At 68.3% G+C, this 23,104-nt stretch carries 20 protein-coding genes, 1 tRNA gene and 1 other RNA gene; 11 read left to right on the forward strand and 11 right to left on the reverse strand.

Translation table 11 applies throughout. The features are described 5' to 3' along the window. Window positions 1-63 precede the first annotated feature (63 nt). Window positions 64-1,971, forward strand: a complete 1,908-nt coding sequence (locus NGR01S_RS06070; RefSeq protein WP_063035206.1) for an ABC transporter ATP-binding protein — start codon at window positions 64-66, stop codon at window positions 1,969-1,971. Between the two features lie 160 nt (window positions 1,972-2,131). After that, entirely contained in the window at window positions 2,132-3,385 is a 1,254-nt protein-coding gene (gene tgt / locus NGR01S_RS06075) for a tRNA guanosine(34) transglycosylase Tgt (RefSeq protein WP_063035207.1), read from the forward strand. Window positions 3,386-3,682: 297 nt separating this feature from the next. Here tgt and NGR01S_RS06080 read toward each other — a convergent pair whose 3' ends face one another. Beyond that, on the reverse strand, window positions 3,683-4,456 hold the full coding sequence (locus NGR01S_RS06080; RefSeq protein WP_084480428.1) for a queuosine precursor transporter: 774 nt from the start codon (window positions 4,454-4,456) through the stop codon (window positions 3,683-3,685). A gap of 37 nt (window positions 4,457-4,493) precedes the next feature. Between NGR01S_RS06080 and NGR01S_RS06085 the strand changes: the two genes are divergently transcribed. Beyond that, the gene (locus NGR01S_RS06085; protein WP_063035209.1) at window positions 4,494-5,018 is read left to right on the forward strand and encodes a DUF4190 domain-containing protein; all 525 of its coding nucleotides are present in this window, start codon (window positions 4,494-4,496) and stop codon (window positions 5,016-5,018) included. A 12-nt stretch (window positions 5,019-5,030) separates the two neighbouring features. On the opposite strand, the gene NGR01S_RS06090 is transcribed toward NGR01S_RS06085, so the two are convergent. From NGR01S_RS06090 to NGR01S_RS06100, 3 genes are read right to left on the reverse strand one after another with little or no spacing between them, the layout of a single operon-like run. Further along, on the reverse strand, window positions 5,031-5,768 hold the full coding sequence (locus tag NGR01S_RS06090) for an RDD family protein (protein WP_084480429.1): 738 nt from the start codon (window positions 5,766-5,768) through the stop codon (window positions 5,031-5,033). A gap of 45 nt (window positions 5,769-5,813) precedes the next feature. After that, the gene (gene gluQRS / locus NGR01S_RS06095; RefSeq protein ID WP_157107146.1) at window positions 5,814-6,752 is read right to left on the reverse strand and encodes a tRNA glutamyl-Q(34) synthetase GluQRS; all 939 of its coding nucleotides are present in this window, start codon (window positions 6,750-6,752) and stop codon (window positions 5,814-5,816) included. Beyond that, window positions 6,749-7,294, reverse strand: coding sequence for a DUF309 domain-containing protein (locus tag NGR01S_RS06100; RefSeq protein WP_063035211.1), 546 nt, complete (start codon window positions 7,292-7,294; stop codon window positions 6,749-6,751). The genes gluQRS and NGR01S_RS06100 overlap by 4 nt, the downstream gene beginning before the upstream one ends. Window positions 7,295-7,749: 455 nt before the next feature. Here NGR01S_RS06100 and NGR01S_RS06105 point away from each other — a divergent pair, with 455 nt between their 5' ends. Together NGR01S_RS06105 and NGR01S_RS06110 are read left to right on the forward strand one after the other, a co-directional pair. Beyond that, window positions 7,750-7,947 carry a DUF397 domain-containing protein gene (locus NGR01S_RS06105; protein WP_063035320.1) on the forward strand — a complete coding sequence of 66 codons (198 nt, stop codon included), beginning with the start codon at window positions 7,750-7,752 and terminating at the stop codon, window positions 7,945-7,947. 109 nt (window positions 7,948-8,056) lie between these two features. Next, window positions 8,057-9,400 carry a wax ester/triacylglycerol synthase domain-containing protein gene (locus NGR01S_RS06110; protein WP_063035212.1) on the forward strand — a complete coding sequence of 448 codons (1,344 nt, stop codon included), beginning with the start codon at window positions 8,057-8,059 and terminating at the stop codon, window positions 9,398-9,400. A 31-nt stretch (window positions 9,401-9,431) separates the two neighbouring features. On the opposite strand, the gene NGR01S_RS06115 is transcribed toward NGR01S_RS06110, so the two are convergent. Beyond that, a complete protein-coding gene (locus NGR01S_RS06115; RefSeq protein WP_157107148.1) occupies window positions 9,432-10,169 on the reverse strand; it encodes a hypothetical protein in 738 nt (245 codons plus the stop codon). A 145-nt stretch (window positions 10,170-10,314) separates the two neighbouring features. On the opposite strand from NGR01S_RS06115, the gene NGR01S_RS06120 reads away from it, so the two are divergent. Further along, a tRNA-Ser gene (locus NGR01S_RS06120) sits at window positions 10,315-10,403 on the forward strand. A 50-nt stretch (window positions 10,404-10,453) separates the two neighbouring features. Here NGR01S_RS06120 and NGR01S_RS06125 read toward each other — a convergent pair. Further along, a complete protein-coding gene (locus tag NGR01S_RS06125) occupies window positions 10,454-11,506 on the reverse strand; it encodes a hypothetical protein (protein ID WP_157107149.1) in 1,053 nt (350 codons plus the stop codon). Between the two features lie 145 nt (window positions 11,507-11,651). Here NGR01S_RS06125 and ffs point away from each other — a divergent pair. After that, window positions 11,652-11,746, forward strand: an RNA gene (gene ffs, locus NGR01S_RS06130) — signal recognition particle sRNA small type. 248 nt (window positions 11,747-11,994) lie between these two features. Continuing rightward, window positions 11,995-13,281, forward strand: a complete 1,287-nt coding sequence (locus NGR01S_RS06135) for an aspartate aminotransferase type Ic (RefSeq protein WP_063035215.1) — start codon at window positions 11,995-11,997, stop codon at window positions 13,279-13,281. Window positions 13,282-13,299: 18 nt separating this feature from the next. On the opposite strand, the gene NGR01S_RS06140 is transcribed toward NGR01S_RS06135, so the two are convergent. Continuing rightward, window positions 13,300-14,106 (reverse strand): methyltransferase domain-containing protein, encoded by an 807-nt coding sequence (locus NGR01S_RS06140; protein WP_063035216.1) that lies wholly within the window; start codon window positions 14,104-14,106, stop codon window positions 13,300-13,302. 124 nt (window positions 14,107-14,230) lie between these two features. On the opposite strand from NGR01S_RS06140, the gene NGR01S_RS06145 reads away from it, so the two are divergent. Further along, complete coding sequence (locus NGR01S_RS06145) at window positions 14,231-14,803, forward strand: HhH-GPD-type base excision DNA repair protein (protein ID WP_063035217.1); 573 nt, start codon at window positions 14,231-14,233, stop codon at window positions 14,801-14,803. Window positions 14,804-14,823: 20 nt separating this feature from the next. On the opposite strand, the gene NGR01S_RS06150 is transcribed toward NGR01S_RS06145, so the two are convergent. The 3 genes from NGR01S_RS06150 to NGR01S_RS06160 all read right to left on the reverse strand — a co-directional run bounded on the left by NGR01S_RS06150 (window position 14,824) and on the right by NGR01S_RS06160 (window position 17,821). Then, the gene (locus tag NGR01S_RS06150) at window positions 14,824-15,528 is read right to left on the reverse strand and encodes an ESX secretion-associated protein EspG (RefSeq protein WP_063035218.1); all 705 of its coding nucleotides are present in this window, start codon (window positions 15,526-15,528) and stop codon (window positions 14,824-14,826) included. Then, entirely contained in the window at window positions 15,528-17,342 is a 1,815-nt protein-coding gene (locus NGR01S_RS31745) for a hypothetical protein (RefSeq protein ID WP_174551667.1), read from the reverse strand. Before NGR01S_RS31745 ends, NGR01S_RS06150 begins: the two co-directional genes overlap by 1 nt. A gap of 104 nt (window positions 17,343-17,446) precedes the next feature. Next, window positions 17,447-17,821, reverse strand: coding sequence for a hypothetical protein (locus tag NGR01S_RS06160; RefSeq protein WP_063035219.1), 375 nt, complete (start codon window positions 17,819-17,821; stop codon window positions 17,447-17,449). A gap of 686 nt (window positions 17,822-18,507) precedes the next feature. On the opposite strand from NGR01S_RS06160, the gene NGR01S_RS06165 reads away from it, so the two are divergent. Next, a complete protein-coding gene (locus NGR01S_RS06165) occupies window positions 18,508-19,785 on the forward strand; it encodes an ROK family protein (protein ID WP_063035220.1) in 1,278 nt (425 codons plus the stop codon). 128 nt (window positions 19,786-19,913) lie between these two features. On the opposite strand, the gene NGR01S_RS06170 is transcribed toward NGR01S_RS06165, so the two are convergent. Further along, the gene (locus tag NGR01S_RS06170) at window positions 19,914-21,521 is read right to left on the reverse strand and encodes a DUF2207 family protein (protein ID WP_063035221.1); all 1,608 of its coding nucleotides are present in this window, start codon (window positions 21,519-21,521) and stop codon (window positions 19,914-19,916) included. 671 nt (window positions 21,522-22,192) lie between these two features. Here NGR01S_RS06170 and NGR01S_RS06175 point away from each other — a divergent pair. Continuing rightward, a complete protein-coding gene (locus NGR01S_RS06175) occupies window positions 22,193-23,104 on the forward strand; it encodes a neutral zinc metallopeptidase (protein ID WP_063035222.1) in 912 nt (303 codons plus the stop codon).

Consider the following 23,104-nt stretch of genomic DNA (forward strand, 5'->3'; position numbering starts at 1 on the left):
GCACGAGTTCCGCCGACGCTGTGGCGTCCGCCGACCGCATCGGCTCGCATCGGAGGAGGTGCTGTGAGGCCGGGAACGCCGGGAGCTCCGGACGCCAAACCGAAATCCTTCAAACCTTCGCTGAAACGGCTGGTGCGGCGGCTCGCGCCGGAGCGGGTGCGGGTGGGGGTGATCATCGGGCTGGGCACCGTCTCGGTGGTGCTCAATATCGCCGGGCCGTACCTGCTCGGCAAGGCCACCAACCTGATCTTCGACGGAGTCGTCGGCCGGCAGCTGCCCTCGGGCGTGAGCAAAGAGGAGGCGATCGCCGGCCTGCGGGCCCAGGGGCAGGACACCATGGCCGATATGCTGTCGGGGATGGATGTCGTACCAGGTGTCGGCATCGACTTCGACGCGGTCGGACGGGTGCTGACGCTCGTGCTCGCGCTCTACCTGGGCGCCGCGGTCTTCGGCTGGTTGCAGGCCTTCCTGCTCAACGATGTGATCAACCGGGTCATCAAACGGCTGCGTTCCGATGTCGAGGACAAGATCCACCGGCTGCCACTGAGCTACTTCGACTCCGCGCCCCGCGGCGATGTGCTCAGCCGCGTCACCAACGATGTGGACAATGTCTCGCAGAGCCTCCAGCAGACCATGAGCCAGTTGCTCATCTCGGTGCTCTCGGTAATCGGCATCCTCGGCATGATGTTCTGGATCTCGTGGCTGCTGGCACTGGTCGCCCTGCTGACGGTGCCCGCGGTGGTGGTGGTGACCGCCCAGATCGCCAAACGGTCCAAACCGCATTTCGTGGACCAGTGGAAATACACCGGACTGGTGAACGCCCAGGTGGAAGAGGCCTACACCGGGCACGAGGTGATCACCGCGTTCGGTCGCAGCAAGCAGGTCGGCGCCGAGTTCGACGAGCGCAACGACCATCTCTACAAGTCCAGTTTCCGGGCGCAGTTCATCTCCGGCCTGATCATGCCGTCGTCGATGTTCCTCGGGAACATCAACTACGTGCTGGTCGCGCTGATCGGCGGGCTGCGGGTCGCCTCGGGTCAGCTGTCGCTGGGCGAGGTGCAGGCCTTCATCCAGTACTCGCGCCAGTTCAGCCAGCCGCTCACCCAGATCGGCGCCATGGCCAACCTGCTGCAGTCGGGGGTGGCCTCGGCGGAGCGGATCTTCGAGATACTCGACGCTCCGGAACAGAGCCCCGACCCGGCCGAGAAGGTCACCCGCCCGCCCGAACGCGGCCGGGTGGAGTTCGCCGACGTCTCCTTCCGCTACGAACCGGAGACGCCGATCATCGAGGACCTCTCGCTGGTCGCCGAACCCGGACATGTGGTCGCCATTGTCGGACCCACCGGCGCGGGCAAGACCACGCTGGTCAACCTGCTGCTGCGGTTCTACGAACTCGACTCCGGGGTGATCACCATCGACGGGGTCGATATCACCGCGTTGAGCCGGGAGCAGTTGCGTTCGCGGATCGGGATGGTGCTGCAGGACACCTGGCTGTTCAAAGGCACCATTCGGGAGAACATCGCCTACGGCGACCCGACCGCGAGTGACGACGATATTCTCGCCGCCGCCCGAGCGGCCTACGTGGACCGGTTCGTGCATGCCCTGCCGGACGGGTACGACACCGTGATCGACGAGGAGGGCACCGGGGTCAGCGCGGGGGAGAAACAGCTCATCACCATCGCGCGGGCCTTCCTGTCCAAACCGGCCATCCTGGTGCTGGACGAGGCCACGAGCTCGGTCGATACGCGGACCGAACTGCTGGTGCAGCAGGCCACCGCGGAACTGCGGCGCGACCGGACCAGTTTTGTGATCGCGCACCGCCTGTCCACCATCCGCGACGCCGACCTGATCGTGGTGATGGAGGCGGGCCGGATCGTGGAGACCGGGACGCACGAGGATCTGCTGGCGCGCGGGGGCGCGTACTACCGGCTCTACAGCGCCCAGTTCGCGGCGGCCGCGGTCGACGCCTGACCCCGGCATGGGCCGGGCCCGGAGGAGCCGCGCAGCGTAAGCGTGCAGGGCACCCGGTCACGCCGATGGACCCCGGCATGAGCGGGTCGCGCCCGGAGGAGGTAGCGCAGCGTGGCCATGTGGGGCCCTCGCTCGTGACCAGTAGATACTGCCTGAGAGGATGTCGGCCGTGTCGGATGGCGTCGGATTCTCGTTCAGTGTCGGTACCCGCCTCGAGGGGCGGCACGGTCGCACGGGGGTGCTGCGTACCCCGCACGGAACCGTCGCGACCCCCGCCTTCATCCCGGTCGGCACCAAGGCGACCGTGAAGGCGGTCCTGCCGGAGGCTATGAAGGAACTCGGGGCGCAGGCGCTACTGGCCAACGCCTACCACCTGTACCTGCAGCCCGGCCCGGATATCGTCGACGAGGCCGGCGGTCTGGCGGCCTTCATGAACTGGCCGGGGCCCACCTTCACCGACAGCGGCGGCTTCCAGGTCATGTCGCTGGGGGTGGGATTCAAGAAGGTCCTGGCCATGGAGACCGTCGACGTGCGCAGCGACGACGTCATCGCCAAGGGCAAGGAACGCCTGGCGACCGTGGACGACGACGGGGTGACCTTCCGGTCGCATCTGAACGGGTCGAGGCACCGCTTCACCCCGGAGGTTTCGATGGGGATCCAGCACCAGCTCGGCGCGGACATCATGTTCGCCTTCGATGAGCTCACCACATTGATGAACACCCGTGGGTACCAGGAGAAATCGGTGCGGCGCACGCACGACTGGGCGCAACGGTGCATCGATGAGCACGAGCGGCTCACCGTCGAACGCGTACACCGTCCCTACCAGGCGCTTTTCGCGGTTGTGCAGGGTGCGCAATACGAGGACCTGCGGCGCAAGGCGTCCCGGGACCTGGCCGAGATCCGCGGCACCGCGGGAACCGGTTTCGACGGATACGGGATCGGCGGGGCGCTGGAGAAGAACAATCTCGGCACCATCGTCGGTTGGTGCTGCGACGAACTACCCGAGGACAAGCCCCGACATATGCTCGGGATCAGCGAACCGGAGGATATGTTCGCCGCCATCGAGGCCGGCGCGGACACCTTCGACTGTGTGAATCCGTCCCGGGTGGGCCGCAACGGCGGCATCTATGTGGAGGCCGGCCGGTTCAATATCGACACCCTGCGCTTCAAACGGGATTTCACTCCCATCGACGAGACCTGCGACTGCTATACCTGCGCGAACTACACCCGCGCCTATATCCACCACCTGTTCAAGGCCAAGGAGATGCTGGCCTCCACCTTGTGCACGATCCACAACGAACGCTTCACCATCCGGCTCGTGGACCGTATCCGGGCCAGTATCGACGGGGGCTACTTCGACGAGTACCGCGCCGAAGCCCTCGGCCGCTGGCAGGGCCGCATCACCGCGCCGTAATATCGGCGGCCTCCGACTGCGGATGCCGACCATCCGGAGAAGACTGAAGATGAGTGCTGACGTGCACCTTGTTCCGCCGCGGTAGGTGCACAACCATTGTCGGTGCTCAAAGGTCGCCACTCTCTGGACGGCCGACCGCACGCGCTCCGTCGGTCCGGGAGTCGGGACGGGCTCCGACCGGGAACGCGGACGAACCGAAGTAGACATAAGTGGGTGCGGTCGTGCCGGACGGTGGTTGCCGAGTGCGGACCGGAATGTGTTGTACCCGGCGCGGTGACCGGGCACAACAGGTCCGGATCAGGAGCGCAGCGGGGCGGCGTCGCTCGGGGCGTAGGTCGGTTCGTGTTTCTTGAGCAGCGCGATCACCTGATAGGTCACCGGCAGGACCAGCACCTCGCAGAGCGTTTTCCACAGGAACCCGATGATCACATAGTTGACGAACTGGCCCCAGCTGTCGATACCGATGGCCGTGGCGGCGATCGAACAGAAGATCAGCGTATCGGCGAGTTCGCCGACCACCGTCGAGCCGATCAGCCGCGCCCACAGATACTTCTCCCGGGTCCGTTCCTTGATCAGTACCAGCGTCGCGGAGTTGAGCAGCTGACCGACCAGGTAACCGGCCAGACCGGCCGCCACCAATTGCGGTGTGGTGCCGATGACGCTGCGGAAGGCCTCCTGGTTCTCGTAGAACACCGCGGCGGGCAGCCGGATCGCGACGGCGAAACAGATAACAGTCAGCAGTAGTGCGGCGAAACCATAGAAGACAGCGTGCCGGGTGGCACGGAATCCGTAGACCTCGCTGAGCACGTCGCCGACGATGTAGGCGAGGGGGAACAGGAAGAACGCGGCATCGGTGGTGATCGGCAGGATCTCCAACGGGCCAAGGGTCAGCGAACTGCCGGCGAAGAACTGCACCCCCTTGGTCGCGCAGATATTGGAGACGATGAGTGTTGCGGTGAACAGTACGACGATCGGTGTGTAGTACCCCCGCGCCACCTGTGCGTGGGCCGCATGCGCGGGCGCGGGGTGTCCAGACTTGCCGGGTAAAGGGGTTTTGTTCGAATCTTCCACCCGACTATCCAATCAAACTCTCGAATAGGCTGTAGTCATGACGAACCCCGGTGAATCCGACGAGTGGTGGAAGCAGTACGGGGGGTCGGGCGTTTCGTCGGACCCCGCTGCCGGGCAGCATCCGTCCGAACCTTCGAGTTATCCGTCGGCACCGCAGTACCCCTCCACCCCGGCCGGGTCCCCCGCACCGCCGCACGGGCAACCGTCGTACGCGACCCCGCCGCCCGCGGCTCCCTACCCCGGACCACCGCCCTACGCGCCCTACGGCGCGCCGGGGGCCGGGTATCCGGCGGGCTACCAGCCCTACGGTTATCCGGCCAACCGCGGTACGAACGGCCTGGCCATCGCTTCGCTGGTCACCTCGCTGGCCGGTTTCGCGACCTGCGGCGCCACTTCGATCGTCGGGATCATCCTCGGCGTCATCTCGCTCAATCAGATCCGCGACAGCGGCCAGGAGGGCCGCGGGATGGCGCTCGCCGGTATCTGGATCGGGGTGGGCCTGATCGCCCTGGGCGTCATCTGGTTCGTGGTGATGATCGTCGCGAGCGCCGCGGGGGCCTGACCCGCCGGGTACTCAGGCCGCGATGACCTGGGTACCGCCCGCGAGTTTGTCGTTCCAGCCCTGCCGGTTCGGGTTCTTGTCGAGGGTGGCGGCCGTGTAGAGCATGAGCGCGGCCCCGGCCACCCAGCCGACACAGGGCACGATCAACACGGCCAGGAAGATATTGCGTTTCAGCGCGAGCAGCGGCGGGACGGCGGGCGCCCCGTCCGGTGCCACGACCTTGAGGCCCAGGATCTTCTTGCCGAGGGTGGCGCCGGTCTTCCACTCCATGAGCACGTAGTACACCAGGGTGACCGCGAAGATGATGGCGTAGCTGACCGCCGGCCCGGTGAGACCGGTCATGTTCGGCATGAGGACGAAGTTCAGCAGCAGGGCCAGCGGGAGGGCGATGATGAGATTGTCGATCAGGCGGGCCGCGAACCGCGGCCACAGGTTTCCGGGGACGCCGAACGCGGGCTGATAGTGCCCGTACTGTTGGCCGCCGTACTGGGCCTCCGGGAACACCGTCTGCTGGTAGCGGGGAGCCGGCTGGGCCGGAGGGGCGGGAGGGGCCTGCTGACCGTAGGGCTGTGGCTGCGGCTGTCCGGGCGGCGGATTGTAGTGCGGCGGCTGGGGAGCGTACGGGTCCGGCTGTGGCGCATACCGGCCCGGCTGTGGAGCGTACTGCCCGGGCTGCGGGTACTGCGGGGGCTGCCCGTACGGCTGCCCGGCCTGGGGGTGGTTGCTGGGGTCGTACCCGCCACTGGTCATCTCGCCTGCCTGAACTCGAATCCGAAGACCTGGTCGCAGGCCAGGTTACGGACAGCGGCCCGCGACCACCAAGCTGTCGGGGTCGAGCACCCAGGGTTCGCGGGGGAGCCGTTCCGGGTCGAATCCGGGGAGTAGTTCGGCCGCACGGTGACCCACCAGGCCGAGTGAGCCGGCGAGCCTGCCCACCACCTGGCCGACGGTTTCCCCGCGCGCGAGCCGATCGGCCAGCGTGACCGCACCGTCGCGTTTGGCCAGCCGCTTGGCCGCGGTATTGAGTACCAGCGGCACATGCGCGTACTCGGGTATCGGCAGTTCGAGCAGCGTGGCCAGATAGGCCTGCCGCGGTGTGGACGGGAGCAGATCGTCACCGCGTACCACCTGATCCACCCCCTGTTCGGCATCGTCGACCACGACGGTCAAGTTGTAGGCGGGTATTCCATCGCCGCGGCGCAGCACCAGATCGTCCACCGGGCCCCGGTACCGGCCGTGCAGGCGATCGGTGATCTCGAATTCCGAACGGGCCGAACGCAGCCGCACTGCGGCGGGCCGGCCGGCCGCGCGGCGCCGCGCGCGTTCGGTGGGGGAGAGGTCACGGCAGGTGCCGGGGTAGGCGCCCAGGGATCCGTGTGGTGCGGTGACGGCCTGCTGTATTTCCTTTCGCGTACAGAAGCATTCGTAGGTCACTCCCGCGGAGGTGAGCCGGTCCACGGCGGCGGCGTAGTGGTCGAGGCGGTCGGACTGGTGGGTCACCGGTCCGTCCCAATCGAGACCGATGGCGCGCAGGTCGGCGAGCTGGCGTTCCTCGGCGCCGGACCGCACCCGGTCCAGATCGTCGACACGCAGCGCGAACCGGCGCCCGGTGCCGCGAGCGAAGAGCCAGGCCAGCAGGGCGGTGCGCAGATTACCCAGGTGCAGATCGCCCGACGGGCTGGGCGCGAACCGTCCCGCGAGTGCGGCGGACGTGGTGGTCGGCATCGGGGTCATGGTATGTCTCGGCGCAGCCGGGGCATCAGCCCGGACCGGTCCGCCGGCCCCGGGTGCTCGCGTCCGGTGGTGCCTGCCTTGCTTTCCGGTGTGGTCGCCAACTCGGTCAGCAGGGCCTCGGCGTGGGCGATGAGACCCGGCCCGTCGAGGTCGTAGGGGAGTTCTCCCACCGGGTACCCGGCGGCGGCCGGATCGAAGGCCCGGAGCCGCCCGACCGCGCGTTCCAGCAGCGTACGCGCGCCTTTCGGGTTCCCGCGCTGGATATGGGTGAGGCCGACCGCGTACTGCGCGAGACCCTGCCACAGCATGCGTTCGGTGTCCGGGCCGTTCTTCCAGACCGACTCGAGTACTTCGTGCGCGTTGAAGGCCAGCCCCTGATCCAGTAGCTGCTGGGCGTAGTCGAGGGCAGCAGCGGGTGCGAGGTCCAGGTCGTCGGGTATCCGCGGTACTCCGGGACTGCCCGGCGGCAGCGGGCGCCCCAGTCGGTCCCGGGGCCTGGCGTTGGTGGCCCGCCCCTGCTCGTCTCGATCGCGTTCGGGCATACCGCCATCATCCCGCCGGGCACAATCGCCGAGGCGGTAGGGGTATTGACAAATGATAATCGGTCGATCACATAACAATCACTTCCGGCCATTAGTGGGCCCGTGGCGGTTTTTTTGAAGCAAAGCCATCCTTATAAGTCCGCAATTACGCAGCAATACGGCATCTTAGCAGCGTTGCCAAACGCATTGGCGCAGTTCACAAGAGAGCGGCAAATCTGGTGTGAACCTGCTAGTGTTCGAAGTGCGGGGCGCCCTCACATGGGGTTTTGGGTCACCGCGTCAGATGTGTTCGCGGAAGTGCGAGTCCGATCCTGGCATACCGGATATTTGCTCGCTATCTGCGCGTGCATCCGTGTATTCGGTGGTATCCGCCGGATACCAGCAAGTCAGGAACTATGCAGGTATCGAATATCATTATCGACGCAGCGAAGGAGTGCAGTGCCGTGAAGGTGGATATGACGGGTGCTGTGTGGCGGAAGAGTACATACAGCGGCCCGGACGGGAACTGCGTGGAGGTGGCATTTCTCGTAGACGGCAACGTGGCGGTCCGTGATACGAAGGATCACGGCAGCGGGCCGGTGCTGGCCTTCGCGCCGGGCGAGTGGGCCGAGTTCCTGTCCGGAGTAACGGCAGCGGATTTCCACGGCGCCTGACGGTTTTCCCGATATCAGGCAAGGCGGCCCCGGACCTCGCGGGTCCGGGGCCTTTGCGTGCGCGGACCGCGACCGGGGCGCGGACGGCGGCATCCATTAGGGTCGGCCGGTGATCCCGCTGGCGCCCCAGGACGCGACCATGTACTGGCTCTCCCGGCGCACCCTCAACGACCAGTTCCTCCTCTACTGCTTCGCCGAATCCACCTGGGAGAACACCAGATTGCGCGATGCGCTCGTCCAACGGTGTGCCGCGATCCCCGAACTGCTGGTCAGGTTGTGCCCGGACCCCACCGGCCTGTCCTACCCGGTGTGGGTTCCCGCCGAACCCGAACCGGACCAGTTCGTGACGCACCGGCTCGACCGGCCGCACTGGCCCGACCTGCTCGCGGCCGTCGGACGGTTGCTCGGCACCGGAGTCGATGCGGTGCGGTACCCGTGGCGGCTGCATGTCTTCCGCGGTATCCGGGAGAATCCGGCGCCCGATCCGACGGTGACCGTGGTGGTGTTGCAGATATCGCACGCACTGGTCGATGGTCGCGGCGCGTCCCGGATCGCCCGTGCCCTATTCACCGACGACCCCGGCGCCGCGTCCACACCGGCCACGCGCCCGGTACCGCGTGCCCGGATGGCAGTGCGGGCGGGGCGCGGGGGGCTGGCCCTGCCATCGGGTATCGCACGGACCGTCCGGCGCGGGCTCGCCGCCGGCCGGGCCCGGAACGAACTCGCGGAACTCACTGCCGCCGGGCAGGTGCCGCCGGCCGCGCCGGGCTACCCGCCGGGGGTGCTCAATGTGCCGGGCGCGGTCACCGGCCATGCGGTGCGGATGCTGGTCTGTCGGACGGTGGATTTCCGGATGCCCGGCCGCAGCGTCACAGTGGTGGGTCTGACGGCCGTATCGCTCGCGCTCCAGCGGTATCTGCGCGAGCGCGGTGCGGAAGCCGCTGCCCTGGGCGCTCAGGTGCCGATGGCGACACCGCCGCGGCCCGGAGTCCGCAACAACTATCGCAGCCTCGGCGTCGATCTGGCGATCGGTACGGACGATCCGGTGCGGCGGGCCGCGGCGATCGCCGCCGATCTGGCCGCCCGGCGAGACCGGGCCGTCCATCCACTACTCGCCGCGCAGGACGCGGTGACCGCGGTACTTCCGCCGCTGCTACTGCGACGCGACGTGCGGAAATACCCGATCGATCTCGTACCGGACCGGATCACCGGCCATACCGTTGTCTCCAGCGTCGACCGCGGCCCGGCCGATCTGCGCTTCGGCGCGGCCCCGGTCCGGTTCACCGGCGGCTTTCCCGCGCTCGGCACGGTGATGCACCTCACGCACGGTATCCACGGTATTGGGGACACCGTCACCCTCTCCCTACACGCCGATCCCGCGGTCGTCCCGGACCTCGACAACTATGCCGAACACCTGCGTGCGGCATTGCGCGATATACGCGGCGCCGATTGAGCGAGGACGGCCCGGGCGCGCGCCGATCGCTTCAGTTCGGTTCGATGTCCAACTCTTCGCGGGTGGCGCCGATGAGTTCGCGCTCGGCCGCCCGGACCTCGCCGAGCAGCTGGTTCTTGTGGTCGCGTGCGGCGCGGATCTCCTCGGCCGGGGCGTCCTGCAGTTTCTTGCGCTGTAGCGTAAGGGCGGCCAGTAGCGCGTCGGAGAGAGTATCGGCCAGCCGGCGCCACTGTTTGTAGTGGTGATCCGAGCCGACCAGACGCAGCACATTCGCGCGTTCCGAGCCGTCCTCCAGGTCGTGGATCAGATCGCCGATGAGCTCGTCGGTCCACTCCTCGTCCCGCCGCAGCGCCTGGCAGAGCCTGCCGGACATGCTCAACGTATCGGCTATCGCGGCGACCACGGTGCCGCGGCGCCAATTCTCACCCGCCTGCCCGAGCGCCACCGCGTGCGCGGATTCGACCTGGTGATGGGCGGCGTCGAGCTGCAACCGGGTCGTGTCGACCTGGCGTTTCGCGCTGTCGTTCTGTTGCTGGGCGGCCGCGGCCAGGGTGCGCTGAGCGCGCTCGTCGGCGGCAGCGATCGCATCCCGGTTCGTCCGGTTGTTGACCAGTACCGCGATCACCGCCGCGCCGCCGAGGACGAGCGAACCGAGCAGTGGCAGCCACGACTGCCACCAAGCCGGGGAACTCTGAACGACTTCGATCACCTGGGGATCCACGGCGCCCATCATGGCACCGTCGGCGCGAGTGGGCGCGACGGCCGTCACAATTAGGTGATCAGCGCGGCAAACTGCTGGATATCTTGCCCGATAACGGGATTCGTGCTATGAGACCGGTCGGTGTGCCGGGGTCCGAACGGGGTATGAGCGGGCGTTTTCACGATGGGCCGGGGTGGCAGGTATGCTGCTCGGCGGAGGATTCGCCTAGTGGCCTATGGCGCTCGCCTGGAACGCGGGTTGGGTTAACAGCCCTCGCGGGTTCGAATCCCGCATCCTCCGCCACCGAATCCGCCGGTAGCAGTCACGCTACCGGCGGATTCGTTTCATTTGTGTCATTTGTGCAGTTCGTCGAGCACCTTGCGGACCTGGTCCCGGCAGCTCCGATCCACCGTCGACCGGTCCACCACACCGTCGTAGGTGATGTACAGGTTCACCTTGACCGAAACGTTGCTGTCCTTGGCCGCGACCGTGTAGTCCAGGGTCTGGAAGGACGAGTAGTCGTTGACCTGGGACGAGTAGTAGGCGTCCTCGCCCAGTTCGGTCACCGCACCGGAGGAGTAATCCGTGCCGGTGGTGGCAGTATCGGATTTTTTCCACTCGTCGTAGCCGTATGAGCCGTATTCGCTGTCGAATGTGACGTCCAGGCCGAGCCGGGCGCTGTTGGAGTCGGTGCCCTCATTGCTGACCTGACAGTGCAGCGATCCGCCGCCGTAACTGGCCGGGGCGTCCTCCTGATGGGTGGTCTCGTCGCGGTTGGCGGCCCACTGGTCCAGGACGGAGGCGTCGACGAGGTCACAGGCATTGGTGACGTTCTCCATGCCGTAGTCGCCGTCCGCCCCCTCGGACCCCGAGTCGGAGTTCACCAGCGCGATCCCCCCGATCCCGCAGATCAGCACGATCACGAACAGCACCACGCCGACCACGATCAGGGCGGTGTTGTTCTTGGACCGCGAACGAGCGGCCGCGGCGGCCCCGTACCCGATGGGGTTCGCGAAAGCGGGCGGCCCGGCCTGCCAGGTGGGGCCCGGAGCCGGATACTGTGGCTGCCCGCCGGTGTACTGCTGGCCGCTCGAGTACTGCTGTTGCCCGCTCGGGAACCGCTGCCCGCCGCTCGGCGGCGGCTGTCCACCGGGAAACTGGGGTTGCCGGCCGCTCGAGTACTGCTGTTGCCCGCTCGAGTACTGCTGCTGGCCGCTCGAGTACGGCGGCGTCGCGGGTGGGCTCTGGTCGCCGCGGAACTGCGCGTCGGCGTTCGGGTTCACCATCGTTGGATCCGCACCCGGAGTGCTGCCGCCCGGCCCCGGCCCCCCCGCCCCACCGCCGGGTGTCTCCCACCACTTCGTCTGCTCCGTGCGTTCGTGCTCCGGCGGATTCTCCTTGGTCATCCTCGCCCATCCCCTCGTGTGGTGAGGGAATATTCCCCTCCAACTAAAAAGGATGGTAGCGAGCACGGGGCCTGCTCGTACCCGGCCCGGCGCGACCGGTATCGGCCCCCTGCGGCACGCGGTGGGGGTAGCCGCTACACTGGCCGACGGATCCCGCGCGGCGCGCATCCTGTGAACTCCCCCAGGGCCGGAAGGCAGCAAGGGTCAACGGGCTCTGCCGGGTGCGCGGGGTCCCCTTATCTCAGGCGGGGTTCCTGTGTTCCGGACGTACCTCGGCCTTCTCCTACTTCGCACAGCCCACCTCTGTGGCCGCTGCCGGCAGCGCCGCGACCAGGCCTGCCGAGAGCGGGGCCGGCGAACACAGCCCGCAGACTCCCAACCCCTCCCGGTGGCGACGGGTGCCCGGGTAACGTGGCTCGAGGCGGCCGGACCCAGCGGCCGTCCGTAAGCGAGTACACCGCACCAGGTAGTTGGAAAGGCTGTCCACGATGCCCCGGCAAACGCAGATCGGTTTGATGAGTCCTGAGGAACTCACCGCCGAGCACGAACTCCAGTCCGCGAACTACGCGACACTGCAGGCTGCTCAGCTGACCCTCGATCTGACCCGGGGTAAGCCCTCGCCGGAACAACTCGCCCTCTCCTCGGCCCTGCTGTCGCTGCCCGGCGACGGTGATTTCCGGGACGGCACCGGTACCGATTGCCGCAACTACGGCGGGCTGCACGGGCTTCCGGAACTGCGGGCCATCTTCGGTGAGCTGCTCGGTATCGGCGTCGACAACCTGATCGCGGGAAACAATGCCAGCCTGGAGTTGATGCACGACACCATCGCCTTCGCGACCCTGTTCGGGCTACCCGATTCGCCGCGGCGGTGGGCCGACGAACCCACCGTGAAGTTCCTGTGCCCCAGCCCCGGTTACGACCGGCATTTCGCGATCACCGAATCGCTGGGCTTCGAGATGATCCCCGTGCCGATGCGGCACAACGGGCCCGACACCCGGGTCGTCGCCGAGCTGCTGGCCGACGATCCACAGATCAAGGGTCTGTGGGCGGTGCCGAACTATTCGAACCCGACCGGTGTCGTCTTCTCCGAAGACGTGGTGCGCGAACTGGTTTCGATGCCGGCGGCGGCCCCCGATTTCCGGCTGTTCTGGGACAACGCCTACGCGGTGCACCCGCTCACCGATACTGCGGCACCGGTACTGGATGTACTCTCGCTGGCCGCGGCGGCCGGAAACCCGCACCGCCCGCTGGTTTTCGCCTCGACCTCCAAGATCACCTTCGCCGGCTCCGGAGTCAGTTTCTTCGGCGCTTCGACCGAAAACCTGGACTGGTACCTGAGCCATGCCGGGAAGAAGAGCATCGGCCCGGACAAGATCAATCAGCTGCGGCACCTGCGGTTCTTCACCGATGCCGCCGGGGTGCGGGCGCATATGCAGAAGCATCGCGCGATCCTGGAGCCGAAGTTCGCGCTCGTCCTGCGGATTCTCGAGGAGCGGCTGGGCGCCTCGAAGGTCGCGTCCTGGACCGAGCCGAAGGGCGGCTACTTCATCAGCCTCGATGTACTCGAGGGCACCGCGGCGCGGGTGATCGAACTGGCGAAGAACGCCGGAATCGCGCTGACCGCGGCCGGTTCGGCCTTCCCGTACAAGAAGGACGCCCAGGACAGGAACATCCGGATCGCCCCCAGTTTCCCGGCGCTGCCGGAACTCGAGCAGGCCATGGACGGCCTGGCGACCTGCGTGCTGCTGGCAGCGACCGAGAAACTGCTGAAGTAGAAGCGGAGGGTCCCGGGGTCAGGCGGGTTTGCGGACGTGTACGGCGAACATGGTCACCGAGAGGTGGATATCACCGGCCGCCGCACCCCGGGCCAGATCGGCGAGGAGTTTCTCGCGTTCGGCCTCGGTGATCACCCGCCGGGCCACTGCCATGGCGGAGATCCGGCTGACCAGCGCCCCGGCTCCGGCCGAACGGTTCTGGATCAGCGCCTGCGAGCCGGTGCTCGCCACCTCCAGTCCGGCCGCGGTAAGCAGACCCGCCAGCCTGCGGCCCGAGTACGGGTTGGTCGTCGCCGCGACGAGGGTGTCCACGACCTCGCGGACCACGCGATGCTCGCCGGGGTGCACGATGGCCGAACCCCAGTCGGCGTCCATCACCACGGCCCGGCCGCCGGGACGCAGGACCCGGGCGATTTCGCGCGCGGCCCGGGCCGGCGCGGTCAGATGCTGGAATACGCGCTCGCACAGCACGGCGTCGAAGGTGGCGGATCCGAATGGGATGCCGTAGGCGTCACCGGAATGGAAGGTGGCCGACGAATGCGCCTCGGCGGCGCGCGCGACGGCCGCGGCGAGCAGGTGCGGATCGGGTTCCACACCCGCCGCCGAACCGGTGGGCCCCACCGCGTCGGCGAAGGTGATCACCTCCGATCCGGTACCGGAGCCGATATCGACCGCGTGCTCGCCCGGCCGCAGCGCCAAGGCCTCGTGTGCCCAGTCGCGTAGCCGGGTGAGTCCCGGAAGGGTGGCCTGTAGATCGCGGATATCGACCAGTTGGTCCTGGCCCGCGGCATCGAAACGGTCGGGGCGTAACCCGAAACTGTCCATGGGTCCGTGTCCATCCAGTGTGGTGGGTGGCTTTGTCGCCGTGTCTGGCATGGGGGCGAGCCTAGCGGAGAGCGGCGCGTCGCCCGTGGGATCATCGCTGGTAGTCCAGAGTGAGGAGCAGGGCATGGCCAAGTTGTGTCTGGCACAGGAACCCGAGGCCGACGAGTTGCTCTCGGAGAGCTCTCTGGCGCTGCTGATCGGGATGCTCCTGGACCAACAGTATCCGCTCGAGCATGCGTTTAGGGGCCCCAAAAAGCTCGCCGACCGGATGGGCGGACTGGATATCCACGCGATCGCGGCCGCGGACCAGGCCGAGTTCGAGGAGCTGGCCGCGACCCCGCCCGCCATCCACCGCTACGGCCGGTCCATGGCCCGGCGGATCCAGGACCTCGCCCGCTACGTGATCGAACACTACGACGGGGATGTGGCCGCGATCTGGACCGTCGGCGACCCCGACGGCAGCGAAGTACTGAAGCGGTTGAAGGCGCTGCCCGGGTACGGCGACCAGAAGGCCCGCATCTTCCTGGCGCTGCTCGGTAAGCAGCTGGGGGTGCGGCCGGCCGGGTGGGAAGCGGCTGCCGGGGACTACGCCGAACCGGGTTCGCGACGCTCGGCGGCCGATATCGTCGACGGTGAGACCTTGCTAGAGGTGCGCGCTTTCAAGAAGCAGATGAAGGCCGCCGCCAAGCAGAAGTGACCTGTCCTCCGGCGGGCGGGTCAGCGGACCCGCGCCAGCCTGGTGAGTTCGGCGGCCAGCTCGGATTCGCCGACCGGGGTCAGCGCCAGATGGCTGCCGGCGGCCAGTAGATAACGGCCGTCGCCGGTGAAATCCAGCCAGGTGCGGTGTACGGGTGGCGGTGACATGGGATCCTCCGGGGCCACCGCGACCGTGAAGAAGCCCCGCGCGTCGATGGGCCGGTGCAGGATCTCGCGCAGCCGTTCGGCCCGGCTCGGCTGTCGCCGGCCCGGATCCGGGCAGAGGACGGCCTCCCGTGGTTCCCGCATGGCCGGAAGGGTTCCGGGCGCGGCCGGACCGAGCGCGGTGGCGAGGTGTTTACCGATATTCCGGGCATGACAGGCCGTGACGCTGACCCGCCCCGAATGCGCGCGGATCACCGCGCCCCAGTTCCCGAAAGCGACGGCGAGCGCGAGGATCGGGTCGGGGCGGCGCCGGTCGCCATCGAACTCGTCGCCGAAGACGGTCACCCTCGTGACATCGGTGCGGGCGAGGAAGCGCAGCGTACCAGTGAGATCGGCATCGTGGTTGGGTGGAAACCGGGAGTCCAGTTCCAACGCGGCCCGCGCACTCTCGGTGCCGACGGTGGCCCGGGGAGCCAGGTCTATCGGGTGGGGCCGCCGGTCGAGCCCGGTCTCGGTCTGCCAGATATGACCGAACTCGTCCGGCGTGAACACCCAGTCCATCAGCGGTTCCCGTCACCCGGTCGCGTTCTGTCCGGGTCCTCGGTCCCGGTGTATTCACCGAAAACCGGCGGAACGGCGGGCGGGGTAGCGGTCAGCTGCTCGTTCGGCCTGTGTAGGTAGTCCGGACTGCTGCGTTCGCCCTCGGGTGCGCGTGCCGGCAACGGTCCGGGGGCGGCCGGCAGCGGGAAGCCGCTCGGTCGCACCGTCCGCGTCCAGGGGTGTTCGGAGCGCTGAGAGATCCCCGGTTCCGTCCCGGTGCCCGGGGAAGCGACTGATTCCCCGGCCGCTTCGGTGGTTGGGCGGGAGAGGACCGAGCGGGCTATCTGTTCGCTCTGGCCGGGACGTTGGGCGGCCGATGCGCCTGCGTCGGCATCGGGTGGGGTGGGGGACCGGGGGGCGGACGGTATCGCCGAGTTGGCCGGGCCGGGCCGGTGGCCGCCGTGCGGTGCGGCCTGGGCGCTGTCGGCGCGGCCGGCCGTTTCCGCCGGACTCCACCCGGCCACCGCCGCGGGCGCTCGCGGCGGTGTCGGCGCGGAAGCGGGGCTCGGGTCGCCGCGGTCCGGAAGGGCCGTCTGCTGCGGTATCGGGCCCGGCGCCCGGGGCACAGCGGTGGTTCCGGTGCTGCTGTCGGCGGCGAGGTGATCCACGGTGGACAGCGTGGCCGGGGCGGTGGCGGTCGCCACCGTGCCCGCTGAACCGGCAGCATGGCTTGCCGGCGGGGGGTCGGAAGGATTGCCCGCTGCGTCGGAAGACAGCGCTGCTGTATCGGAAGGCGGCATTGCCGTATCGGGAAGTGGTGCCGGCGCAGCGGGAGGCTTTGCCGGTGTATTCGTCGGTGCCGCTGGTGTATCGGAAGGCGGCATTGCCGTATCGGGAAGCGGCGCCGGTGCATCGGGAGAGGACTCGGGTCCATCGGCAGCCGGCGCCGATGCCGTGGGAGAAGGAGCCGGTGCCGCGGTTTCGGCGGCCGACCGCGGTGTTGCCGGTGAATGGTCGCTTTCTCCGCCGCGTAGAGCGGTGGGGGATCCGGGATCTGGATCGGGGTGTTCCGAATCGGGCTCGCGGGCAGGATCTTTCGGGGTGTCGTCCGGCGCGGGCGCCGGGCTCGCCGATCGCGGCGGGTCGGGTGCCTCCGCGGAGGGGGTGCGGCCGCGCTGGGATTCCGCGGCCGGCGGCGCCGCGGGTGTGTCCGGCCGTGCCGGTGCCGGTGCCCCCGCGGTGGTCGGCTCGTCTGCCGGAGCCCGGTCCCCCGGCGCAAAGAAGCGGGGAACGGCGTCGCCGCTGGCCGGGATCGTCGGGTTGTACCCGAAGGTCATGGCGTCCTGGGCCTCGGCCGTCAGGGTCGCCGCGGCGGTGTTGTAGGCCGTGCGCCGCTGTGCTCCGGCGGCGGCTTCGACGGCCGGGTCCGGATCCGGTAGGTAGGGGCTCGGGGGTGGCGGGATCGCCGCGCGAACGGATTCGGCGGCGGTGGAATCGGCCGCGAGCAACTGTTCGACGACGCGGCAGACCGCGACGGCGTCGTCGCCGGTACGGACGAACGCGGCCGCGGCCCGGGCGGCGGCCACCGCCGCGAGACCCGACCAGTCCCCGGAGAACCGGGTGAGATCGCGTGCGAATTCGTCGAATGCCGTTTCTACCGCGCTCGCGGTGTATCCCCACGTATCGGCGAGACGGCTCAGTTCGGCCGGCGCCAGTTCTTCGCGTACCAGGTCCCAGATCTGCTGGTGGGTGTACGCACCGAATACTTCACGGTCGGGTACGTAGGCCGGGTCTGTGCCCGCCCCCGCGGTGCCCGGTTGCCCCTGCTGTGCCACTGTCGGCCCCCTCGGTTGCGCGATCCGGCGCACCGTTCCGATGCATCGGGCCGCATGGTTTCAATTTTCCTGCACCCCTGAGTAATTGGACATACTGCCGCATCTCAGGTGGTATCCGCCACCGTGCGGGTGAGGGCCGCGCTGTTGGCGGCATCGGCCTCGCGAAAGAGTGCGGCGGCCGCCAGATAGGCGGCCTTGTGTCGCAGTGCCGTCTGTTCGAAAGCGGTGAGAGTGTCCAGGTACTCCTGGCCCTTCGCGGCGAAACCCCGCGTCAGCGCACGGCCCGACGGCAGCTCCGGAAACCCCCGCACGTCGGTGAGGGCGGCCGCGTCCACCCGTGCCTGCCGTATTCGCTCCGCGAGCCGGTCGCACGATTCGGCCAGGCCGCGCGCGGCCGCTTCGGACATATGGAACTCTCCGGCCCGCGCCGCCTCGTACAGGCGGACGGCGGCCGATCGACCCAGATCTGGTACGGGCATCGTCTTCCCCCTTCGGACTCCCCACCGTCGGCTCGGAGCATAGCAGCGGAAAATGCCGTGTACCAGGGTCTTCGCGATTCGCCGGGCGCGCCTTCGGAAGCGTGGGCGGTGTGACGACCCGAACAGCGCGCCCGGCTGCCCGCGGTTCCGATTGTCCGCCGGTCCACGGCGGATATTCTCCGCCGATCTCCGGGGAATATTTCCCGCACAGCGGCGGAGAATATTCTCCGGGTGTCGACGGGAAATGGCGGAGACCAACTATGGTCTTATTTCCCGGACGATAACGGAGAATTCGATCGGGCCGCGTTTCGAATTCACCGCGGCCCGGGTGCGAGGCCGATACCACACCGTGGGGCCGTCGAGAATGACTGTGCACGATCGGAAGGCGCCGAGGGCGGGCCGGAAATATGGGGTCGAGCAGGGCGAACGCGCGGGCCGGTGAGATGAAGATCGCCGAAACCTTGGTGTTGCGCCCGGGGAGATGTTAATTTATTTGTTATGTCTACCAGCAGCGCCGACTCGCGGAAGGTCACCTATGTGACCGCCGCTCTGGGTCTGCGCCTGCCCCTCACTCGCGAGTTGTGTTGCCGCCGTTGCCGCGGTTGAGCGATTTGGATCTCCCAGCCGCCTCGTTTCTGTTGTAGGCATATCCCGTTTCGCGGGAGATATTCATCGAGGAAATTCATATGGCTGTCCGCACCGCCGAACGCACCGCGTCGCAGGCTTCCACTGTTCGTACCCGAGTTCCTCGTCCGGTCGTCGCCCCTGATCTGCGGTTATCGGACAATCCCGCCGCGGCCGTGCTCCGGGCCGCCACCACCGGAGCGGTCTTCCGGGACAAGACCGCACGGGCCACCGGACTGAGCATCGCCACCGTCAATCGCCAGGTGTCCTCGCTGCTCACCGCCGGTCTGCTGCGCGAGCGCGCCGATCTGACCGCTTCCGGCGCGGTCGGCCGGCCCCGGGTACCGTTCGAGGTGGACCACGACACGTTCGGAACCCTCGGTGTGCACATCGGCGCGGCGTCCACCCGGATCGTGGTCTCGGATCTGCGCGGCCGGATCCTCGGCGGACTCACCATCGCCACCCCGCAGACCGGCCAGGAGTTCGCGGTGAAAACCGTCGCGCACAGCGCGAAATCCTTTCTGCAGCGCTGGTACCGGCGTACCCCGTTATGGGTGGGCGTCGCGATCGGCGGCCGGGTGGATCCCGGTACCGGTATCGTCGATCACCCGAAACTGGGTTGGCAGGCCGCGCCGGTGGGCGCGGTGTTCAGCGAGGTTCTCGGTCTCCCGGTGACGATCGCCCCGCACGTCGAGGCCATGGCCGCTTCGGAACTGCTGCTACCGGGCGTGAGCCAGGACGCGGCGGAGGATGCCGGCCCGGCCGCGCACGGTAGCAGTCTCTATTTCTATGTCCGGGAGACCGCCGGTATCTCGGTGACCCTGGACGGCCGGGTGCATACGCCGAGCAACGGTCCAGGTTCGATAGCGCATCTGCCCACCGGTTCCGAGGTCGAATGCTCGTGCGGTCGGCGCGGCTGCTTGGAGGCGACCGTCGGCGACCGTGGGCTGCACGCCCGCGCCGTCGGACGGGGAATCATTCCCGCGCACAACGGCAAAGCCAGCTCGAGCATTGCCGACCTCTACCGGGCCGCGGCGCGCGGTTCCGAACCGGCCCGCGAACTGCTGGCGGAACGGGCCACCGTGCTCGGGCGGACAGTGGCACTGGTCCGGGACATGCTGAACCCCGACCGGGTGGTGCTCGGTGGGCAGGCGTTCACGACCTACCGGCCCGGTCTCGCGCATGTGGCGCGTGCCTTCAATGAATCCACGATGCTGCCGCCCACGGATATCCGGGTCACCGGGTACGCCTCGAAGGTGCAGGAGTTCGCGGCCGTCGTCACCTCGCTGAGCGCGCTGTACGCCGATCCGCTCGCCGCGCTGCGCCGGGTCACGGCATGAGCGAGTCGGGCCCGGAGACGGTAGCGCAGCGTAACCACGTAGGGCCCTCGCTCATGCCCGGTGAAAGCAGCATGAGGCGCTAGCGTCCCGACATACCCCGTGCGGCATTCGCCGCACGGGGTTTCCCGTTATTTCGCGGGAAACAGCGATTCGATCGCGGTGATGAAATACGGGAAGTGCACGGCGAACCGGTGCAGGTCCCGGTCGCCTTCGAAGCCGCCGAACCAGTACAGCCCGGGATCGTCGTCCGCGGAGGGGTCGATATCGCGGAAGGTGCGGACCCAGTTGTCGGCTCGGCTCCAGACCACCATGTAGGGCAGACCGCGGGAGAATACGAGTTCGCGGTCGCCGGGCGGGATCTGCCGGCTGGTGACCTGTTCCAGACCCCGCTGCAATCCGCGGACTTGCGCGGTCAGCGTCCGGCCGAAGGCGGTGCGCACCGGCAGGAACCGCTGGGCCGCGAGTAGTGCGCCACCGCCCAGTGCGATTGCCACACCCACCAGGGCGTGTCCGGCCAGCAGGGCGGCGAGGACGGTCACCGCGGCGCCGAGGACGATCAGGCCGCCGCCCAGCCACAGCGGGATCCGGCGCCGGACAGGGTCGATGAAGGCACCGCGGTCGACGGCGTCGGTGACCATGGCCCGGCGCAGCGGTTCGGTGGGCAGGCGGCCCGGTGCGGCGAGTTCGGCCATGGTGACCGCGTCGGTGCCGGGCGGCAGCAGCGCGTCGTAGACGGTCCGCTCGTAGGCGCGCAGCTGGTCGTCGCCCGGATTCACGCGGGTCAGTCGCCATTGGGTCTCGCCGATGCGGGAGATCCACAGATAGTTGCGGACCGCGAGATCCACCACTGTGGCGGCGATATCGGTCGGGTCGGAGTGACCGTCGAGCAGGACGCCGGCCTCACCCGGCAGGATGCCGGCCGGGGAACTGAAGTGGGTCCGCCCACCGCTGCGCACCAGCGGCTCCATCGGCTCGGCGGGGACGGACTGCCGGCGCACCCAGAAGATATAGGCGGCCAGCGCCACGAGGGCGGCCACCAGCAGGCCGAATGCCATGAGCACGGGTCCGGTCACGGCGAACGGTGAATCGCCGGGGCCGGTGATATCGGCGTTCGGCGGTACGGTGCCCGGCGGAATCTGCAGGGTCAGGTCGACCGATTCGCCCTTGCGCAGATTCGTCTGGTCCAGGTACATGACACCGTCCGGTTCGACCCGGACCTGGGCGCAGGGCCGGGTGTTGCCGATCGGGCCCAGCAGGCATTCCACGATGCCCATCTCGAAACTGGGGCTGATGAGCGAGGCATGGATCTCGGCGAGATCGACATTGAGCACGCCGAACCAGCGGAAGACCTGACTGCCCTCGGCATCACTGACCGTGTTGCGTACCGAATAGCGGACCGTGGTCTCCCCGGGGCCCGCGTCCACGGTGAACAGATCGTCGGCGATCGTCGCGCTGCCCGGGCCGCTGGTCTCGATATCGGTGACCGCGAACCGGCGTTCGGAGTCCTCGCTGATCTGCACCCGCAGCGGCAACGTCATGGTGAACTGTTCGCCGGGCGGAACCGTCACGCGCTCGGTCACTTCGAGGATGCCCTCGCGGTTCAACGTCATATCCAGATACAGGATCGAACCGGCCGGCTCCTGGGCCCGGGCCGCCGGTGCGCTCGTCCCGAAAACAGCGAGTAATCCGGTCAGTGCCAGCAGCAGCGCGAGCGCACCCCCCCGAAATGTGAGCATGACTCGTAACCTTACAACGCGTCCGATAACTCGATGAGTTATCGAACGCCGCCCTTCTCGGGCGTCCTGGGCTCTTACTCCGGCCGGGGTACAAAACTTGGTTCCCGCGTCGTCCGGCCCGGTTGCGCCGGCACCCATCGGGTGCCGGTCAGTGCCTTCCCGTCGGCGGGCATCGGTAACCCGGCCCCCTGCTCGGAGGTCCGGGGATCGTGGTGGGTCTTGTTTCTGCAGTGCCGGCCGGGCAGCCAGGTCGACTGCGGCATTCGGGCCCCGATCGGCGCGGTACCCGCACCCGCAGGTGAACACCCGATCCGCCGGCGTGAGAACGGGATCGAGGGTGCCGCAGGCCGAACACCGATCCGAACCCGGCAATCCGGGATCTCAGCTTGCTATCCTGCGTCAGCGGCTGTTGGTGTTCGGAGAAGGCGAGGGGGTCCGGGGGAGTGTCACAACCACCTTACGGGCGCGGATCGGTACCGCCCGGCCGGCAGCCGATACCGCCCGGTGGCCGGCCCCCGTACGGTCCGCGGCCCGGCGGACCGCAGCGGCCGCCCTATTCGGGCCCACGCCCGGGTTACCCGCCCGCGTCGCAGGGGTATTCGCACCGGCCGCCGCAGGGTTATCCACCGCCGGGCCCGAGCTCCGGTTATCGCCCGATCGTCGCACCGCCCATGCCGCCGCCGGTGCCCTATCGGGTGCCCAACGCTCCGCGGCCGCGTAGCCGCCGCAGCAGCGGCAGCACGTTACTGGTAGTACTCGCGCTGATCCTGGTGGTGGTCGGCGCACTCGTGCGGGGCGGTTTGAATTCCGACGGCCTGAAAGTGCTGGGCCCGCAACCGGAACACAGTTACGACACCGGCGCGACCGGTCCCGCCGCAACCGGGACGAATCCGCTGCTCACCGATCCGGATGCGACGCTGATCCCCGCGGACTGCGAGTACGCGCCGTGGTCGACGGATGAGGATACGGCCCGAGCCTTCTTCTCCAGCGCCGAGAAATGCCTGGAGGCGGCCTGGCAGCCGGTACTGGCGGACGCGGGCCTGCCGTTCGAGCCGCCGACGGTGCTGGTGTCGGCGAATACCGAGGGCATCACCACACCGTGCACCGGTTCGACCGACAACTTCGCCGCGTTCTACTGTCCGGCCAACCGGACGATCTATATGCCGGTCAGCCAGTTGCAGACCGACTACTACCACGACAACTGGGTGGTCTACCTGTCGGTGTTCGCACACGAATACGGGCATCACATCCAGAACATGTCCGGAATCCTGCTCGCCGCCAACAGCGCCCGGGTCGAGGTCGGCGCGCGCAGTCCGGAGGGTCTCGAACTGTCGCGGCGCGTGGAACTGCAGGCCAACTGCTTCGACGGCATGTATCTGGTCTCCTCGGCCGACGGCGGTGCGCTCACCGGCCAGCAGATCACCGATGCCCGAACCGATGCCGACCATCGTGGTGATCAGCACGGCGATATGCGCGATCACGGCACTCCGGAGAACGGCGGGCTCTGGTTCGGGCTGGGGGTCGAACACAATCTGACCGCCGAGTGCAACACCTTCACCGCGCCGGCCGACGCGGTGAGCTGA

It is taken from the genome of Nocardia grenadensis NBRC 108939 (assembly GCF_001613445.1).
Lineage (GTDB): Bacteria > Actinomycetota > Actinomycetes > Mycobacteriales > Mycobacteriaceae > Nocardia > Nocardia grenadensis.

Coding starts and splice junctions, on each gene's coding strand:
- NGR01S_RS06105 (WP_063035320.1), top strand. CDS start 7,750: ATGACGGGTGCTGTGTGGCGGAAGAGTACATACAGCGGCCCGGACGGG.
- NGR01S_RS06175 (WP_063035222.1), top strand. CDS start 22,193: ATGCCGCCGCCGGTGCCCTATCGGGTGCCCAACGCTCCGCGGCCGCGT.
- gluQRS (WP_157107146.1), bottom strand. CDS start 6,752: ATGACCCCGATGCCGACCACCACGTCCGCCGCACTCGCGGGACGGTTC.
- NGR01S_RS06090 (WP_084480429.1), bottom strand. CDS start 5,768: ATGACCAGTGGCGGGTACGACCCCAGCAACCACCCCCAGGCCGGGCAG.
- NGR01S_RS06165 (WP_063035220.1), top strand. CDS start 18,508: ATGGCTGTCCGCACCGCCGAACGCACCGCGTCGCAGGCTTCCACTGTT.
- NGR01S_RS06145 (WP_063035217.1), top strand. CDS start 14,231: ATGGCCAAGTTGTGTCTGGCACAGGAACCCGAGGCCGACGAGTTGCTC.
- NGR01S_RS06170 (WP_063035221.1), bottom strand. CDS start 21,521: ATGCTCACATTTCGGGGGGGTGCGCTCGCGCTGCTGCTGGCACTGACC.
- NGR01S_RS06085 (WP_063035209.1), top strand. CDS start 4,494: ATGACGAACCCCGGTGAATCCGACGAGTGGTGGAAGCAGTACGGGGGG.
- NGR01S_RS06150 (WP_063035218.1), bottom strand. CDS start 15,528: ATGGACTGGGTGTTCACGCCGGACGAGTTCGGTCATATCTGGCAGACC.
- NGR01S_RS06100 (WP_063035211.1), bottom strand. CDS start 7,294: ATGCCCGAACGCGATCGAGACGAGCAGGGGCGGGCCACCAACGCCAGG.
- NGR01S_RS06140 (WP_063035216.1), bottom strand. CDS start 14,106: ATGGACAGTTTCGGGTTACGCCCCGACCGTTTCGATGCCGCGGGCCAG.
- NGR01S_RS06135 (WP_063035215.1), top strand. CDS start 11,995: ATGCCCCGGCAAACGCAGATCGGTTTGATGAGTCCTGAGGAACTCACC.
- NGR01S_RS06125 (WP_157107149.1), bottom strand. CDS start 11,506: ATGACCAAGGAGAATCCGCCGGAGCACGAACGCACGGAGCAGACGAAG.
- tgt (WP_063035207.1), top strand. CDS start 2,132: ATGTCGGCCGTGTCGGATGGCGTCGGATTCTCGTTCAGTGTCGGTACC.
- NGR01S_RS06160 (WP_063035219.1), bottom strand. CDS start 17,821: ATGCCCGTACCAGATCTGGGTCGATCGGCCGCCGTCCGCCTGTACGAG.